This window comes from Burkholderia thailandensis E264, from assembly GCF_000012365.1.
GTDB classification, from domain to species: Bacteria; Pseudomonadota; Gammaproteobacteria; order Burkholderiales; family Burkholderiaceae; genus Burkholderia; species Burkholderia thailandensis.
Genome location: NC_007651.1, coordinates 2,805,647 through 2,818,755, shown reverse-complemented (window position 1 = coordinate 2,818,755; position 13,109 = coordinate 2,805,647). Strand labels below are relative to the sequence as shown.

Here is a 13,109-nt window from a genome sequence, read left to right as displayed (position 1 = left end):
CGGCGTCCGGTTCGGCGCCCGCCGCGCGACGCGCCTTCTGTGGCGGCGCGGCGGGGAATCCGTGTCGCGCATGCACACGGCGTTTCGCGCGGCCCGCGAAGCGCCGTTTGTTCATTGCGCGCACCGTTATCGCCACGGCCGATAAGCGTAGCGGATTTGCTTCGTTGACCCGCGCGCGCGAGCGCTCCTGGATTTGCTGTCTCGACGCAATTCAAGGAGCATCGCGACACGCGCATCGTCTTTCACGCGACGTTCGCTCGCGGCCGCTGGCCGTCGTGCTTGCCGCCGCATGGTTTCTCGCCACGCCCTCCGCACGCGCGGCCGGACGTATTCGGAACGTTTCGGCAAGATTCGGCGCGAGATGCGAGATGCGAGATGCGAGATGCGCGGCGCCGCGATTGATGCGGCCGGCATCCGGCATCGAAGCCACGTCAATGCCACGTCAATGCGGCGCGCGCGATATCCATATCGAAAATGCTTCGTTGTGCGCGCCGACGGCGAGCCTTAATCTGAACCCGTAGTTCGTGTGACACCTCCTTGACTGGGATTCTCGCCCGCTCTCGCAGCGGGCATTTTTTTGTGACATCGTTCCGGCGGGGGGCGTTTGAGCGCGATACATGGCGGCAGAGCCGTCAACCCTGTTTTCGAATCCGGCAGCCGCGGCGGATGTGCGGGCGACGAGCCGGGCAAGCTCGTCGCCGTCAACGGTGTGGCGCGCGAATACCGCAATCGCGAACGCATCACGCGCGCGACGCAGCCGGTCAGCTTCGACGTCTACGGCGCGGATCGCTTCGTGCTGCTCCGGTCGTCCGGCTGCGGCAAGTCGACGGTTGCTCAAGGCGATCGCGGGTTTCGTCGTGCCGTCGAAGGTGCGATCACGCTCGCGGGCGACCCGGTGCGTGGTCCGGGCATCGACCGGATCGCGGTGTTCCAGGCGTTCGATCGACTGCCGCCGTGGATGGCGGTGCTCGGGAACGTCGCGTTCGCGCTTTCCGCGCTGGCGGTGACGACGCGCGTCGGCCGCGACCTGCTGACGATGCTGACCGCGATGTTTAATCCGCTGCGGTCGATCGCGTGGCGGTGATTCGGCCTCGGCACGGACAGCCTGCCGTTCGTGCTCGTGCATGCGGTGCTCTGGCCGCTCGCGTTGAACGCGTTCGCGGGCTTTCAGACGGTGCCCGCGACGCCCTGGATGCGTCGGCCGCAATGACGGGCTGACGGGCTTGGGTCACGTCGTCGCGATCCTGATTCCGGCCGCGCCGCCTTCGATTCTCGCGGGCCTGAAGCTCGGCTGGGCGTTCGCGTGGCGCGCACGATCGCGGCCGAACTCGTGTGCGGCGCAAGCGCGGGCGGCGTCGGTCTCGGCCGGTACATCTTCCGGACCCGCAACGAGCGCTACACGAACCACGTGTTCGCCGGCCTCGCCGCGATGATCGCAATCGGGCTTGTCGTCGAGCACGGCGTGTTCGGCGCGCTCGATCGCGCGACCATCAGGCGCTGGGGCGTGCGCGCGCAGCGGCGGGCACGCTCGGCGAGGATTCAAACAGGATTCAAACGACTGAAGAAAGCGACGCGCCGAACGCGGCGCAAACTCGCGCATTCGCCGGTGCCGCACACTCGCGCGCCGCCGACGATTCCGGCGCCGCGCGATTCGGCCCGGCCCCGCGGTTCCTGCGGAACGATGCCGAGATCGGGTATCGGCCGCGCCCGCCATTTATTCCGGATGCCGAACCATCTGCCGGAAATCCGCCGCCATTCGCCCGCGCGTTTCTTCATTCGATTGGCCGCGTAACGGTGAAATCTGACGGTTGAATTTCATCCGGCCTTCGAAGCTTGCGTCGGAGCCCGAAATATATAACGGGCGTGAGGGTTTGCCCGACTATGGAACGTTTGCGCGGCGTCCGTTATTCGGTATGGAAAGTCAATCTTTCCGGCGCCGTGCTCGCGGCGCTTCATCTTGCAGCCGTTCTATCAGGAGACTCTCATGCTGCGTTTCATCCAATCGCTCTTGCGCGACGAGCGCGGGGTCAGCGCACTCGAATATTCGGTGCTGGCCGGTATCGTGGTGGTGGCAGTCGCTGCGGCAGGCGCTATTTTCGGTGGCGGTTCCGGCCTGCCGAACCTGTTTCAGAACATGATCACCAAGGTGACGAGCGTACAGACCAACGGTCATTGACGATGATCGGCCGGCGCTGCTCGCCGTGGCGCGCCGGCCGGGTTCCCCGATTTCACGAATGCTCATGATTCTCCCGCTCAAGATCGTCGCCAGCTGGACGCTCGCGTCGCTCGCGCTCGCCGATCTGCGCACGCGGCGGCTCGCGACGTTCGCGGTCGCGCTCGTCGGCGCGCTGTATGGCGTGCAGGCGCTCGCGGGCGCGCCGGGCGACGGCGGCTTCGCGCCGCATGCGGCGATCGGCGCGATCGCGTTCGCGTTCGGTGCGGCGATGTTCCGCATCGGCTGGATTGCCGGCGGCGACGTCAAGCTCGCGGCCGTGGTGTTTCTGTGGGCAGGCCCCGCGCACGCGTGGCCGGTCGCGTTCGCGATCGGCGTCGGCGGTCTCGCCGTTGGCGTTGTCTGCATCGCGGCCCGGCGCGCGCCGCGCGCGCTCGCGTGGTTCGCGCCGGCGCGCGGCGTTCCGTACGGGGTCGCGCTCGCGGCGGGCGGCGTTCTCGCCGTGTGGGCGCCGGCCGCTTGCCGGCTGCCCGCATGTCTCGGATGACAGGCGGCCGACATGTCCCATTTTCTCAAGCTCGCCGGTCTGATGCTCGTCGCGGTGGTCGGCGCGTTCCTGTTTCGCGCGCTGTACGTCGCGGCGTCGCAGCCGCGCCCGGCCGCGCCGCCGCAGCAGGTGCGCGTGCGCGTCGCGGCCGCCGATCTGCCGGCGGGCCTGCTGCTGCGCGACGTCGATCTCGGCTGGAAGACGATGGCGCGCGGCGACGTGCCAGCCGGCGCATTGATCGAAGGCGATGCGCGCGGCGACGGCCGGACTGCCGGCGCGGCGGTCGATGCGAGTGCAGCCGCAGCCGGCGATCTGAAGGGCGACTTGCTGCGCCATCCGGTGCGCGAGGGCATGCCGCTCGGCCCGGCCGACGTGATCTTGCCGAGCGCGCCCGGCTTTCTCGCGGCCGCGCTCAAGCCCGGCATGCGTGCGATCTCGGTCGCGATCGACGACGTATCCGGCAATGCCGGCCTGATTGAACCGGGCGATTACGTTGACGTGCTGCTCACGCAGCAGCTCGCCGCGCCGGGCGGCGCGCCGGCCGACCCGGAGCGCGCGGTCGAATCGGAGACGATCGCCGCGCGCGTGCGCGTGCTCGCGGTCGGCTCCGCGTTCCAGCGGCCGAAGGACGACGCCGCGCAGCCGAACACGCGCGCGCGCACTGTGACGTTCGAAGTGAGTTCGCACGACGCGCAGGTGATCACGGTCGGCGCGCATCTGGGCGCGCTGTCGCTCGCGCTGCGCAGCTTCGCGACGAGCGATCGCGGCGCGGTCGGCTTGGCGTCGGCGGAGCCGCCCGCGCCGCCCGTGTGGGCGGGCGACGTGTCGCGCGCGCTGCGCGCCGAGGCGCCGGCCGCGACGTCGGCGCAGCCGCGTCGCGTCGGCGCGCGCGCGGGAGGCGAGCGGCACGTGATTGTCTATCGCGGCTCGAAACAGGATGACGGGGCGGGCGCCGGCGCGCCGCTGCCGGGCGGCGTGCCGCCGATTCCGACGCTGCCGCCGCTGCCGGGAACGGCGGCGGCGCCCGCCGGCGCGCGGCCGGCGGCGTGAACGATGTCGATCGATCTGGAGGACGAGTCGAAATGTGGAGCGTGATCGGCGGGATCGGCGTGCGGCAATCGGCGTCGGTTCGGGCATTGGCTTTTGCTGCGGCGTCGCCGCACGCGGCGCGAGCGCGGGCGCATGCGATCGGGCGGCGCGCGGCGGCGGCCGCGCTGTGGTGGCTCGCGCTCGCGCTGGGCGCGGCGGTCGCGCCGCGGCTCGCTCGTGCGGCCGAGCCCGCGGCGGTGCTCGCGGTGCCCGCCGGCGGCGGCGAGATGGTGAAGCTGCCGCAGCCCGCGGTCGCGGTGTTCGTCGCGGACCCGGACGTCGCCGACGTGCACGTGCCGACGCCGCAGGCCGTGTTCGTGCTCGGCAAGAAAGCCGGCACGACGACGCTTTTCGCGCTCGGCGCGAACGACCGGACGATCCTGCGCGAGACCGTCGTCGTCAACGTCGACACGCCGTCGCTGCAACGCATCCTCGATGCGCGCTTCCCGCAACTGCATCTGACGCTCGCGGGCGCGCCGGGCTCGCTGATGGTGAGCGGCCGCGTGCCGAGCGCCGCGGACGCGGACGCCGTGGTGCAGACGCTCAAGCCTTACCTGCGTCAGCAGGAGTCGCTCGTCAACCGCCTCACGCTCGCGCGGCCGATTCAGGTGCATCTGCGCGTGCGCATCACCGAGGTCGACCGCAACATCACGCAGCAGCTCGGCATCAACTGGAGCGCGCTCGGCGCGAGCGGCAATTTCGTCGGCGGGCTGTTCAACGGACGCACGCTGTTCGACACGGCGTCGAAGGCGTTCGATCTGTCGCCGTCGGGTGCGTTCTCGGTGGTGGGCGGCTTTCACACGTCGCACTACTCGATCGACGGCGTACTCGACGCGCTCGATCAGGAGGGCCTCATCACGATGCTCGCCGAGCCGAACCTGACCGCGATCTCCGGCCAGACCGCGAGTTTTCTCGCGGGCGGCGAGTTTCCGATTCCGGTCGCGCAGGACACGACGGGTGCGATCACGATCCAGTTCAAGCCGTACGGCGTGTCGCTCGACTTCACGCCGACCGTGCTCGCCGACAACCGGATCAGCCTCAAGGTGCGCCCGGAGGTGAGCGAGATCGATCCGACCAACAGCGTGACGACGGGCAGCATCAAGGTGCCGGCGCTGACGGTGCGGCGCGTCGACACGACGGTCGAGCTGTCGAGCGGACAGAGCTTCGCGATCGGCGGCCTGCTGCAGAGCAAGAGCAGCGACGTGCTCGCCGAGCTGCCGGGGCTCGCGCGGCTGCCCGTGCTCGGCAAGCTGTTCTCGTCGCGCAATTATCTGAACGACAAGACCGAGGTCGTCGTGATCGTCACGCCGTACATCGTGCAGCCGGCGAATCCGGGCGAGCTGCGCGACGCGCTCGACGACATCACGCGCCCGAGCAGCGACATCGAATTCGTGCTGCAGCGCTCGCTCGGCATCGATCCGCTCGGCGGCGACGCGCCACGGCTCACGGGCCCGGCGGGATTCGTCTACTGACGGCGCAAGGCAAGAGGGACACGGAGGCATTCGATGGCGATTCGATCGGAACACCCGCTGCGCCGCCATGCATCGCGCGCGGTGGCCGCGTGCGCGTGGGCGGCGCTCGCCGCGCTCGGCGGCTGCATGTCAGGGCATCCGCCGTTCGGCATGCCCGATGCATCGGCGATCGGCTACGACGCGCGCACCGGGCTCGCGCGCGCGCCCGACTGCGCGGCGCTCGAGCAGCGCTCGCAGATGATCGACGCGGGGCGTGCGCGGCCCGGCGTGAGCTTCGGCTGCGCGACCTACGGCAACCTCGCGGCGATGCTCGCGCGGCCCGCCGATCTCGTCGCGCCGCTGCCGTACTCGGGCGCGGACGCGGCGCTCGGCGCGAGCGCGGTGCGCCGTTACGACGAAGGCCGCGCGATGCCGCTCAACCCGACATCGACGACGACGTCCGTCACGCATTAGCGGAGGCGCAATGGGAGCATTCGACTTGATGGGCGGCGCGCAGCGCGCGAAGGACCTGCGCGCGGCGGCGGGCGGCGCGCGCCTGATCGCGATCGTCGCCGACGCGGCGAGCGACGAAGTGATCCGCAATCTGATCGTCGATCAGGCGATGACGGGGGCGCATGTCGCGCGCGGCGGGATCGACGATGCGATCGCGCTGATGCGCGATTTACCGCACGGGCCGCAGCATCTGCTCGTCGACGTGTCGGGCGCGGCGATGCCGCTGTCCGATCTCGCGCGGCTCGCCGACGTCTGCGATCCGTCGGTGAACGTGATCGTGGTCGGCGAGCATAACGACGTCGGCCTGTTCCGCAGCATGCTGCGCGTCGGCGTGCGCGACTATCTCGTCAAGCCGCTCACAGTCGAGCTCGTGCATCGTGCGCTGTCGGCGGCCGATCCGAACGCGGCCGCGCGCACGGGCAAGGCGATCGGCTTCGTCGGCGCGCGCGGCGGCGTCGGCGTGACGAGCATCGCGGTCGCGCTCGCGCGCCATCTCGCGGACCGCACGCGCCGCCGCGTCGCGTACGTCGATTTCGATTGCCACGGCGGCGCGGCCTGCTCGATGCTCGGCGTCGTCAGCAATCAGGGGCTCGTCGAGCTGCTGCAGAATCCGCAGCGGCTCGATGCGCAACTGATCCACCAGGCGATGGTCGCGCAGAGCGACCGGCTCTCGGTGCTGTCGGCCGAGCTGCCGTACGACAGCGAGGCGCCGCTGCGCGCGGGCGCGGTTGCGGGGCTCGTCGGCGCGCTGCGGCATCAGTTCCATTACGTGCTGCTCGATCTGCCCGAGCGCGCGGGGCGGCTCGTCGACGAGGCGCTCGCCGCGTGCGCGAGCGTCTACGTGGTCGCCGACCGCTCGGTGCATGCGGCGCGCGAGGCCGCGCGGCTGCTGCATCACGTGCAGGCGCGCGACGGCGACGCGCACGTATCGCTGATCCTCAACAATGCGCAGCAGCCGGTGCGCGGCCGCGTCGAGCCGGCCGACTTTGCGCGAGCGGTCGGGCGCGCGTCGGCGCTCGAGCTGCCGTACGAGCCGCTCACGCTCGCCGTCGCCGAGAATCTCGGCGCGGCGCTCGACGCGCCGCGCAGCGGCGGCTTCGCGGCCGGCATCGCCACGCTCGCGCAAGGGCTGACGGGGGCCGACGCGGCGAGCGCGTCGCGCCGGCCTTGGTACGCGCGGCTCACCGGCGCGCGGGGAGCGCGGTGATGTTCGGCCGGCGTCCGGCGTCTTCGTTCGCGCCCGGCTCAGACGGCGCCGCGCGCGAGTTCGCGGGCGACGCCGCGTCAGCGGGCGCGGCGCCCGCCGTCGGCCATGCATCGGCGCCAGCCGCGGGCGGTGCGGCGTGCGCGGGCGATCCGGCCGGCGCTTCGCGCGCGAACCCGCCCGCCGGCGTCTTGCGGGAAAGCGGCGCACCCGACGGCCATGCGCATGCGCCACGCGACGATCGCGACGGCGCGGACGACCCCGGTCACGCGCAAGACCACCACGAGGCGCTGATCCGCTCGGAGACGTTCAAGACGATCCGCACGGTCGTCTTTTCGTCGATGAACATGTCGGCCGCGCTGATGATGTCGCGCGCCGAGGTGCGCGAAGGCATCGAGCAGACGGCCGCCGACGTGATCGCGCGCGAGCGCCTGACGGTGACGCTCGCCGAGCAGGCGCTCATCGTCGAGGAGATCCTCAACGACATGTTCGGCGTCGGCCCGATCGAGCCGCTCCTCGCGGACGAGCGCGTGACCGACATCCTCGTCAACGGCCCCGACCAGGTGTACGTCGAGCGCGCGGGCAGGCTCGAGCTCACGCCGCTCAAGTTCCGCGACAACGCGCATGTGATCAACGTCGCGCAGCGGATCGCGGCGGCCGTCGGGCGGCGCGTCGACGAGAGCAGCCCGATGGTCGACGCGCGGCTCGCGGACGGCAGCCGCGTGAACGTCGTGCTGCCGCCGATCGCGATCCGCGGCGCGTCGATCTCGATTCGCAAGTTCGCGAAACGCAACATCACGCTCGCGCGAATGGCGCAGCAGGGCAACCTGTCGCAGGCGATGGTCGAGGTGCTGAAGATCGCGAGCGCGTGCCGTCTGAACATCGTGATCTCGGGCGGCACGGGTTCCGGCAAGACGACGCTCCTGAACGCGCTGTCGCACTTCATCGATTCGCACGAGCGCATCGTGACGATCGAGGATGCGGCGGAGCTGCAATTGCAGCAGCCGCACGTGGTGAGCCTCGAGACCCGTCCGGAGAACAGCGAGGGGCTGGGCGGCGTATCGCAGCGCGATCTCGTGCGCAACGCGCTGCGCATGCGCCCCGACCGGATCATCCTCGGCGAGACGCGCGGCCCGGAGGCGTTCGACGTGCTGCAGGCGATGAACACGGGCCACGACGGCTCGATGACGACGATCCACGCGAACACGCCGCGCGACGCGATCACGCGCCTCGAGAGCATGGTGATGATGGCCAACGGCAATCTGCCGCTCGTGTCGATTCGCCGGCAGATCGCGAGCGCGGTGCACATGATCCTGCAGATCGAGCGGATGCGCGACGGCGTGCGGCGTGTCACGCGCGTGACCGAGATCGCCGGCATGGAAGGCGACGTCGTGATCACGCAGGATCTGTTCGCGTTCCGCTACGACGCGAGCGCGTTCCAGGAGCAGGTGCACGGGATGTTCGAATCGTCGTCGCTGCGCCCGGCGTTCGCGCAGCGCGCCGCGTATTACGGCCTCGAGGGCGCGCTGCTCGGCGCGCTGCAGCCGTGAGCGCCGCGGACGTCGTCGCCGTCGGCGCGTTCTTCGCGATCGTCGTCGCGGGCTTCATCGCGCGCGCGTTGCGCGACCTCGCGCGGCGGCGGCCCGCCGCGCGCGTGCGCTCGCGCGTCGACGCGCTGCGCGATGCGCGCGCGCACGTGCGGACGCCGCCCGCGCGCGCGTCGCGCGTCGGCCTGCCATTGTTCGTCCGCACGCACGGCGACGGCGAAGGCGGCCCGCTGCGCGCGTGGCTGCGTGTGCGCGGCGAACGCGTGCGCACGGCGGCGGGCGGCGGCGGCGTGCGCGCGATCGCGCTCGCATCCGTGCTCGCGGCGCTCGCGGGCTTCGTCGGCGCATCGCTCGCGGGCGTCGCGCCGTGGCTGCGCATCGCGCTCGCGGCGGCGCTCGCGGCCGGCGTGGCGCGCGCCGTCTACCGGATGCTGATCGCGCGCTTCAAGCAGCGCTTTCTATCCGTGTTCCCGGACGCGCTCGATCTGATCATCCGCGCGGTGCGCGCGGGCATTCCGGTCGCGCAGGCGATCGGCACCGCGGGCCGCGAAAGCGAGGAGCCCGTGCGCGCGACGTTTCGCGCGATGGGCGACGCGCTGCGCGTCGGCGCGGACATGAAGGACGTGCTCGAGCAGCAGGCCGCGCGGCTGCAACTCGCCGATTTCTCGTTCTTCGGCGTGTGCCTCACGCTGCAGCGCGAGACGGGCGGCAATCTGACGGAAACGCTCGAGAACCTCTCGGGCATCATCCGCGCGCGCCGCGACATCCGGATGAAGACGCGCGCGCTGACGGCCGAAGGGCGCATCGCGAGCAAGATCATCGCGGCCGTGCCGTTCGCGATCGCCGCGTTCCTGTTCGTCGTGAACCGGCCGTACATCGAGCTGCTGTTCCACACGCGCGCCGGGCACAAGATGCTGATCCTCGCCGTGGTGCTGCTCACGATCGGTCTCGCGATGATTCGCAAGATCGCCAACCTGGACACTTCGCGATGAACCGGGCCGCGCTGTCGATCGCCGTCCTGCTCGCGCTCGTCGCCGTCGCGGCGCTCGCGCGGCTGTTCGTGCGCGACGTCGCGGTGCGCCGGCGCGTCGCGCAGCGTGCGCGCACGAGCGCCGCGCGCGCGTCGGCCGTCTACGGGCCCGCGGACGACGGCGCGCGCAGCGTGCCGCGGCGCGTCGCGCAGCGGGTGGCGTCGCTCGGCGAGCGGGTGCCTGTCGTCGACGCGACGCAGCGGATGAAGCTCGCCGCGCGGCTCGCGAGCGCGGGCTTTCGCGAACGCCGCGCGGTGTCGGTGATGGCGGGGCTCAAGCTCGTCGTCGGCGCATGCGCGGGGCTCGCCGCGCTCGTCGTCGGCGCGCATGTGCCGCGCGTCGGCGATTATTTCGTGCTGCGCGTGCTGATGATGGCGGGCGCGTTCGTGATCGGCATGATGCTGCCCGAGCACGCGCTCGGCTTCGCGGTCGCGCGCCGCCAGAAGACGATCGCCGCGTATCTGCCCGATGCGCTCGATCTGCTCGTGATCTGCACGAACGCGGGCAACAGTCTGGCGGTCGCGATCCGGCGCGTCGCGTCCGAGCTTGGGACGATCTGCCCGCCGCTCGCCGACGAATTCTCCGTTTGCGCGGACGAACTGCAGATCGGCGGCGACGCGGCGTTCGCGCTCAACGCGATGGCCGCGCGCATCGGCCTGCCGTCGATGCGCGCGCTCGTGACGACGCTCGTCCAGTCTCAGCAGTACGGCACGCCGATCACGCAGTCGCTGCGGATGCTCTCGCGCACGGAGCGCGCGATGCAGATGATCGCGCTCGAGGAAAAGGCGGCGAAGCTCGCGCCGAAGATGACGCTGCCGATGATGCTGTTCGTGATGCCGACCGTCGCGTTGATCGCGGCGGGGCCGGCGGTGATTCGACTGATAGCGGTGTTCCACAAATGAATGAGCGACATTTCGACGACGCATGCGTTCGCGCATGCACGGCGCGGCGCATCGGCCGCGGGGCGCGCGCGGGCCGCGCGGGAAGCGGCGGGCGTGCGCGCGGCGCGATGCCGGCCGCGCTGCTGTGCGCGCTGTTGTTCGCCGCGACGCTTGCGGGCTGCGCGAGCCACGGCGTGTTTCAGCCGCGGCCGGTGCTGTCGCAGCGCGGCACGGTCGGCGACAGCGATCTGAACGTGGCCGAGAGCGCGCTCGCGGCCGGCAACGCGGAGCTCGCGGCGACGCTCTTCGAGCGCGCGCTGAAGGCCGACCCGCGCTCGCTGCCCGCGCGGGTCGGGCTCGGCGATGCGATGTACCAGACGGGCGAGCTCGCGCGAGCGGGCGTGCTGTATGCGCAGGCGGCCGCGGCCGCGCCGGACGATCCGCGCGCGCAGTTGGGCCTCGCGCGCGTCGCGCTGCGCGAGCGGCATCTCGACGACGCGCTCGCGCGCTATGCGAAGCTGAACGCCGCGCATCCGGACAACATCGCGGCGGCGGCAGGCCTCGGCACGGTGCTGGATCTGCTCGGGCGGCACGACGACGCGCAGCGCGTGTATCGCGCGACGCTCGCGCGCCATCCGGACGCGCACGCGCTCACGACGGATCTCGGCCTGTCGCTCGTGCTCGCGAACCGCGCGCGCGAGGGCGCGAACGTGCTGCTCGACGTCGCGGGGTTGCCGAACGCGCCCGCGCAGGCGCGCGAAGACCTGGCGCTCGCGTACGGGATGCTCGGCAACGACGATGCCGCGAAGCGCATCCTTGTTCACGACCTGCCGGCGGCCTCTGCGGAGGATAACCTGCGTTTCTACCGGAACGTGCGCGAGCGCCGTGCGGCGGGCGTGGGGGCCGGCAGCCCGGCCGGCGCGCCGGGTGCGGCGGCCGGGCCGCACGCGGCAACTGCGGCGGCTGCGGCAACCGCGGCGAATGCGGCGAATGCAGCGGGCGCGATCGCCGACGCCGGCCCCGCGCCGGTGCGCGCGGAGATCGTCAAATGAGCCGCGTCGCCGATCTCGTCCGCGACGAGCGCGGCGTCGTGTCGCTCGAGTTCGTGCTCGCGTTTCCGTTCATGATGCTCGTGCTGTTCGGCATCGTCGACACGAGCCTGCTGCTCTGCGACAAGGCGGTGATCACCAATGCGAGCCGCGAGGCCGCGCGCGCGGGCGTCGTCGTGCGCGTGCCGCAACTGGCCGCGGCCGACATCGAGAACATCGCGCTGTCGTACGCGCAGGGCAGCCTCGTGAGCGGCGGCACGGTCGGCGCGCCCGTCGTCTACGTCGACCAGTCGGCCGGCACGTCGCCCGGCAGCGCGCTGAAAGTGACCGTCAGCTACACGTATCAGGGCCTCGTGCTCGGCTCCGCGCTGAGCTCGCTCACGGGCCCGATCACGCTGACGGCCGTGACGGTGATGAACTATGAATGAGCGTCGCGCCGCCGCCGCCGCGTGCCACCGCGAGCGCGGCTCCGTCGTGCTGTGGTTCCTGCTGTTCCTGCCGGTGCTGCTGCTGTTCGGCGCATTCGCGATCGACCTGCCGCGCGTCGCCACCGCGCGCAACGAACTGCAGAACGCGGCGGACGCGGCCGCGCTCGCCGGCGCGGCGTCGCTCGAGTCGAGCCCGGGCGCGCCCGCATGGGCGGCGGCCGCGAGCGCGGCGAGCGCGGCGCTGTCGCTGAACGCGTCCGACGGCGCGACGCTAGCGAGCGGCGTCGTCCAGACGGGCTACTGGAACGTGACGGGCGCGCCCGCCGGCCTCGAGCCGACGACGCTCGCGCCGGGCGCGTACGACGTGCCGGCCGTGCAGACGACCGTCACGCGCGCGACGAACCAGAACGGCGGCCCGCTTTCGCTGCTGATGGGCGGCTTCCTCGGCATCCTCGGCACGCCGGCGGCGGCGACGGCGGTCGCGGTCGCCGCCGCGCCGTCGACGGTCGGCGCGGGCGGACTCTTTCCGATGGTCATCGATCAATGCGTGCTCGATCAATACTGGGACGCGCAGGCGGGCGCGCCGCGCGTCGATCCGACGACGGGCGCGCCGTACGAGTTCCAGGTGGGCAACGGCCAGACGTACGGCGGCACCTGCTATGCCGGCCAGTGGACGACGTTTCTCGTGAACGCGAACGACGTGCCGACCGTGCGCGGACTGATGGCGAACGGCAACCCGACGCCGCTTTCGATCGGCGACAGCATCTGGATCGAGCCCGGCGTGAAGACCGCGCTCTACTACGACGTGCCGGTCGGCGTGACGGTCGTCGTGCCGGTCGCCACGCAGATCAGCAGCAAGACCTACGTGCCGATCGTCGCGTTCGCCGCGTTCTACGTCGACGCGTCGGACGGCGCGAATATCAAGGCGATCACCGGCCACTTCGTCGGCGGCTACCGGATTCCCGTGAGCGCGGGCGGCGTCGGGCCTGCATACGGCGCATACGTCGCGCCGCGTCTCGCGAATTGAACGGGGCCGCGCGCCGGCGCGAACGCGTCGCGCCGCAGCGCATGCCGCCCGCGCGGGCGATAGCACGAAAGCTGCTGAGTTCAGCAGCATTTCTTGGTTCGAAAACGGCGGATGCGCTGATACGGTGACGGACTCGCGGCGCATCGCGCGCCGCGTCGCTCATCGGCCG

At 71.5% G+C, this 13,109-nt stretch carries 12 protein-coding genes and 1 pseudogene; all 13 read left to right on the top strand.

The window, feature by feature from the left end:
• Window positions 1-617: 617 nt before the first annotated feature.
• Window positions 618-1,507: pseudogene (locus BTH_RS35320) on the top strand (ATP-binding cassette domain-containing protein); the annotation flags it as partial.
• A 477-nt stretch (window positions 1,508-1,984) separates the two neighbouring features.
• Window positions 1,985-2,176: a Flp family type IVb pilin gene (locus tag BTH_RS24755; protein ID WP_011402387.1), complete on the top strand. Its 192-nt coding sequence runs from the start codon at window positions 1,985-1,987 to the stop codon at window positions 2,174-2,176.
• Between the two features lie 64 nt (window positions 2,177-2,240).
• Window positions 2,241-2,720, top strand: a complete 480-nt coding sequence (locus BTH_RS24750; RefSeq protein WP_025369398.1) for a prepilin peptidase — start codon at window positions 2,241-2,243, stop codon at window positions 2,718-2,720.
• A 12-nt stretch (window positions 2,721-2,732) separates the two neighbouring features.
• Entirely contained in the window at window positions 2,733-3,770 is a 1,038-nt protein-coding gene (cpaB, locus tag BTH_RS24745; protein WP_009891273.1) for a Flp pilus assembly protein CpaB, read from the top strand.
• Window positions 3,771-3,802: 32 nt separating this feature from the next.
• Complete coding sequence (locus tag BTH_RS24740; protein ID WP_009891271.1) at window positions 3,803-5,281, top strand: type II and III secretion system protein family protein; 1,479 nt, start codon at window positions 3,803-3,805, stop codon at window positions 5,279-5,281.
• 33 nt (window positions 5,282-5,314) lie between these two features.
• On the top strand, window positions 5,315-5,734 hold the full coding sequence (locus BTH_RS24735; RefSeq protein ID WP_009891269.1) for a CpaD family pilus assembly lipoprotein: 420 nt from the start codon (window positions 5,315-5,317) through the stop codon (window positions 5,732-5,734).
• 10 nt (window positions 5,735-5,744) lie between these two features.
• On the top strand, window positions 5,745-6,980 hold the full coding sequence (locus BTH_RS24730; protein WP_009891267.1) for an AAA family ATPase: 1,236 nt from the start codon (window positions 5,745-5,747) through the stop codon (window positions 6,978-6,980).
• The gene (locus BTH_RS24725; RefSeq protein ID WP_011402385.1) at window positions 6,980-8,527 is read left to right on the top strand and encodes a CpaF family protein; all 1,548 of its coding nucleotides are present in this window, start codon (window positions 6,980-6,982) and stop codon (window positions 8,525-8,527) included. Before BTH_RS24730 ends, BTH_RS24725 begins: the two co-directional genes overlap by 1 nt.
• Window positions 8,524-9,516 carry a type II secretion system F family protein gene (locus tag BTH_RS24720; RefSeq protein WP_009891264.1) on the top strand — a complete coding sequence of 331 codons (993 nt, stop codon included), beginning with the start codon at window positions 8,524-8,526 and terminating at the stop codon, window positions 9,514-9,516. The genes BTH_RS24725 and BTH_RS24720 overlap by 4 nt, the downstream gene beginning before the upstream one ends.
• Entirely contained in the window at window positions 9,513-10,457 is a 945-nt protein-coding gene (locus BTH_RS24715) for a type II secretion system F family protein (protein WP_009891262.1), read from the top strand. Before BTH_RS24720 ends, BTH_RS24715 begins: the two co-directional genes overlap by 4 nt.
• A complete protein-coding gene (locus BTH_RS24710; protein ID WP_009891260.1) occupies window positions 10,454-11,488 on the top strand; it encodes a tetratricopeptide repeat protein in 1,035 nt (344 codons plus the stop codon). The genes BTH_RS24715 and BTH_RS24710 overlap by 4 nt, the downstream gene beginning before the upstream one ends.
• Window positions 11,485-11,913, top strand: a complete 429-nt coding sequence (locus BTH_RS24705) for a TadE/TadG family type IV pilus assembly protein (RefSeq protein ID WP_009891258.1) — start codon at window positions 11,485-11,487, stop codon at window positions 11,911-11,913. Before BTH_RS24710 ends, BTH_RS24705 begins: the two co-directional genes overlap by 4 nt.
• Complete coding sequence (locus BTH_RS24700; RefSeq protein WP_009891256.1) at window positions 11,906-12,940, top strand: TadG family pilus assembly protein; 1,035 nt, start codon at window positions 11,906-11,908, stop codon at window positions 12,938-12,940. The genes BTH_RS24705 and BTH_RS24700 overlap by 8 nt, the downstream gene beginning before the upstream one ends.
• Window positions 12,941-13,109: the final 169 nt, after the last annotated feature.

Coding starts and splice junctions, on each gene's coding strand:
- BTH_RS24740 (WP_009891271.1), top strand. CDS start 3,803: ATGTGGAGCGTGATCGGCGGGATCGGCGTGCGGCAATCGGCGTCGGTT.
- BTH_RS24730 (WP_009891267.1), top strand. CDS start 5,745: ATGGGAGCATTCGACTTGATGGGCGGCGCGCAGCGCGCGAAGGACCTG.
- BTH_RS24700 (WP_009891256.1), top strand. CDS start 11,906: ATGAATGAGCGTCGCGCCGCCGCCGCCGCGTGCCACCGCGAGCGCGGC.
- BTH_RS24715 (WP_009891262.1), top strand. CDS start 9,513: ATGAACCGGGCCGCGCTGTCGATCGCCGTCCTGCTCGCGCTCGTCGCC.
- BTH_RS24750 (WP_025369398.1), top strand. CDS start 2,241: ATGATTCTCCCGCTCAAGATCGTCGCCAGCTGGACGCTCGCGTCGCTC.
- BTH_RS24725 (WP_011402385.1), top strand. CDS start 6,980: ATGTTCGGCCGGCGTCCGGCGTCTTCGTTCGCGCCCGGCTCAGACGGC.
- BTH_RS24755 (WP_011402387.1), top strand. CDS start 1,985: ATGCTGCGTTTCATCCAATCGCTCTTGCGCGACGAGCGCGGGGTCAGC.
- BTH_RS24710 (WP_009891260.1), top strand. CDS start 10,454: ATGAATGAGCGACATTTCGACGACGCATGCGTTCGCGCATGCACGGCG.
- BTH_RS24735 (WP_009891269.1), top strand. CDS start 5,315: ATGGCGATTCGATCGGAACACCCGCTGCGCCGCCATGCATCGCGCGCG.
- BTH_RS24705 (WP_009891258.1), top strand. CDS start 11,485: ATGAGCCGCGTCGCCGATCTCGTCCGCGACGAGCGCGGCGTCGTGTCG.
- cpaB (WP_009891273.1), top strand. CDS start 2,733: ATGTCCCATTTTCTCAAGCTCGCCGGTCTGATGCTCGTCGCGGTGGTC.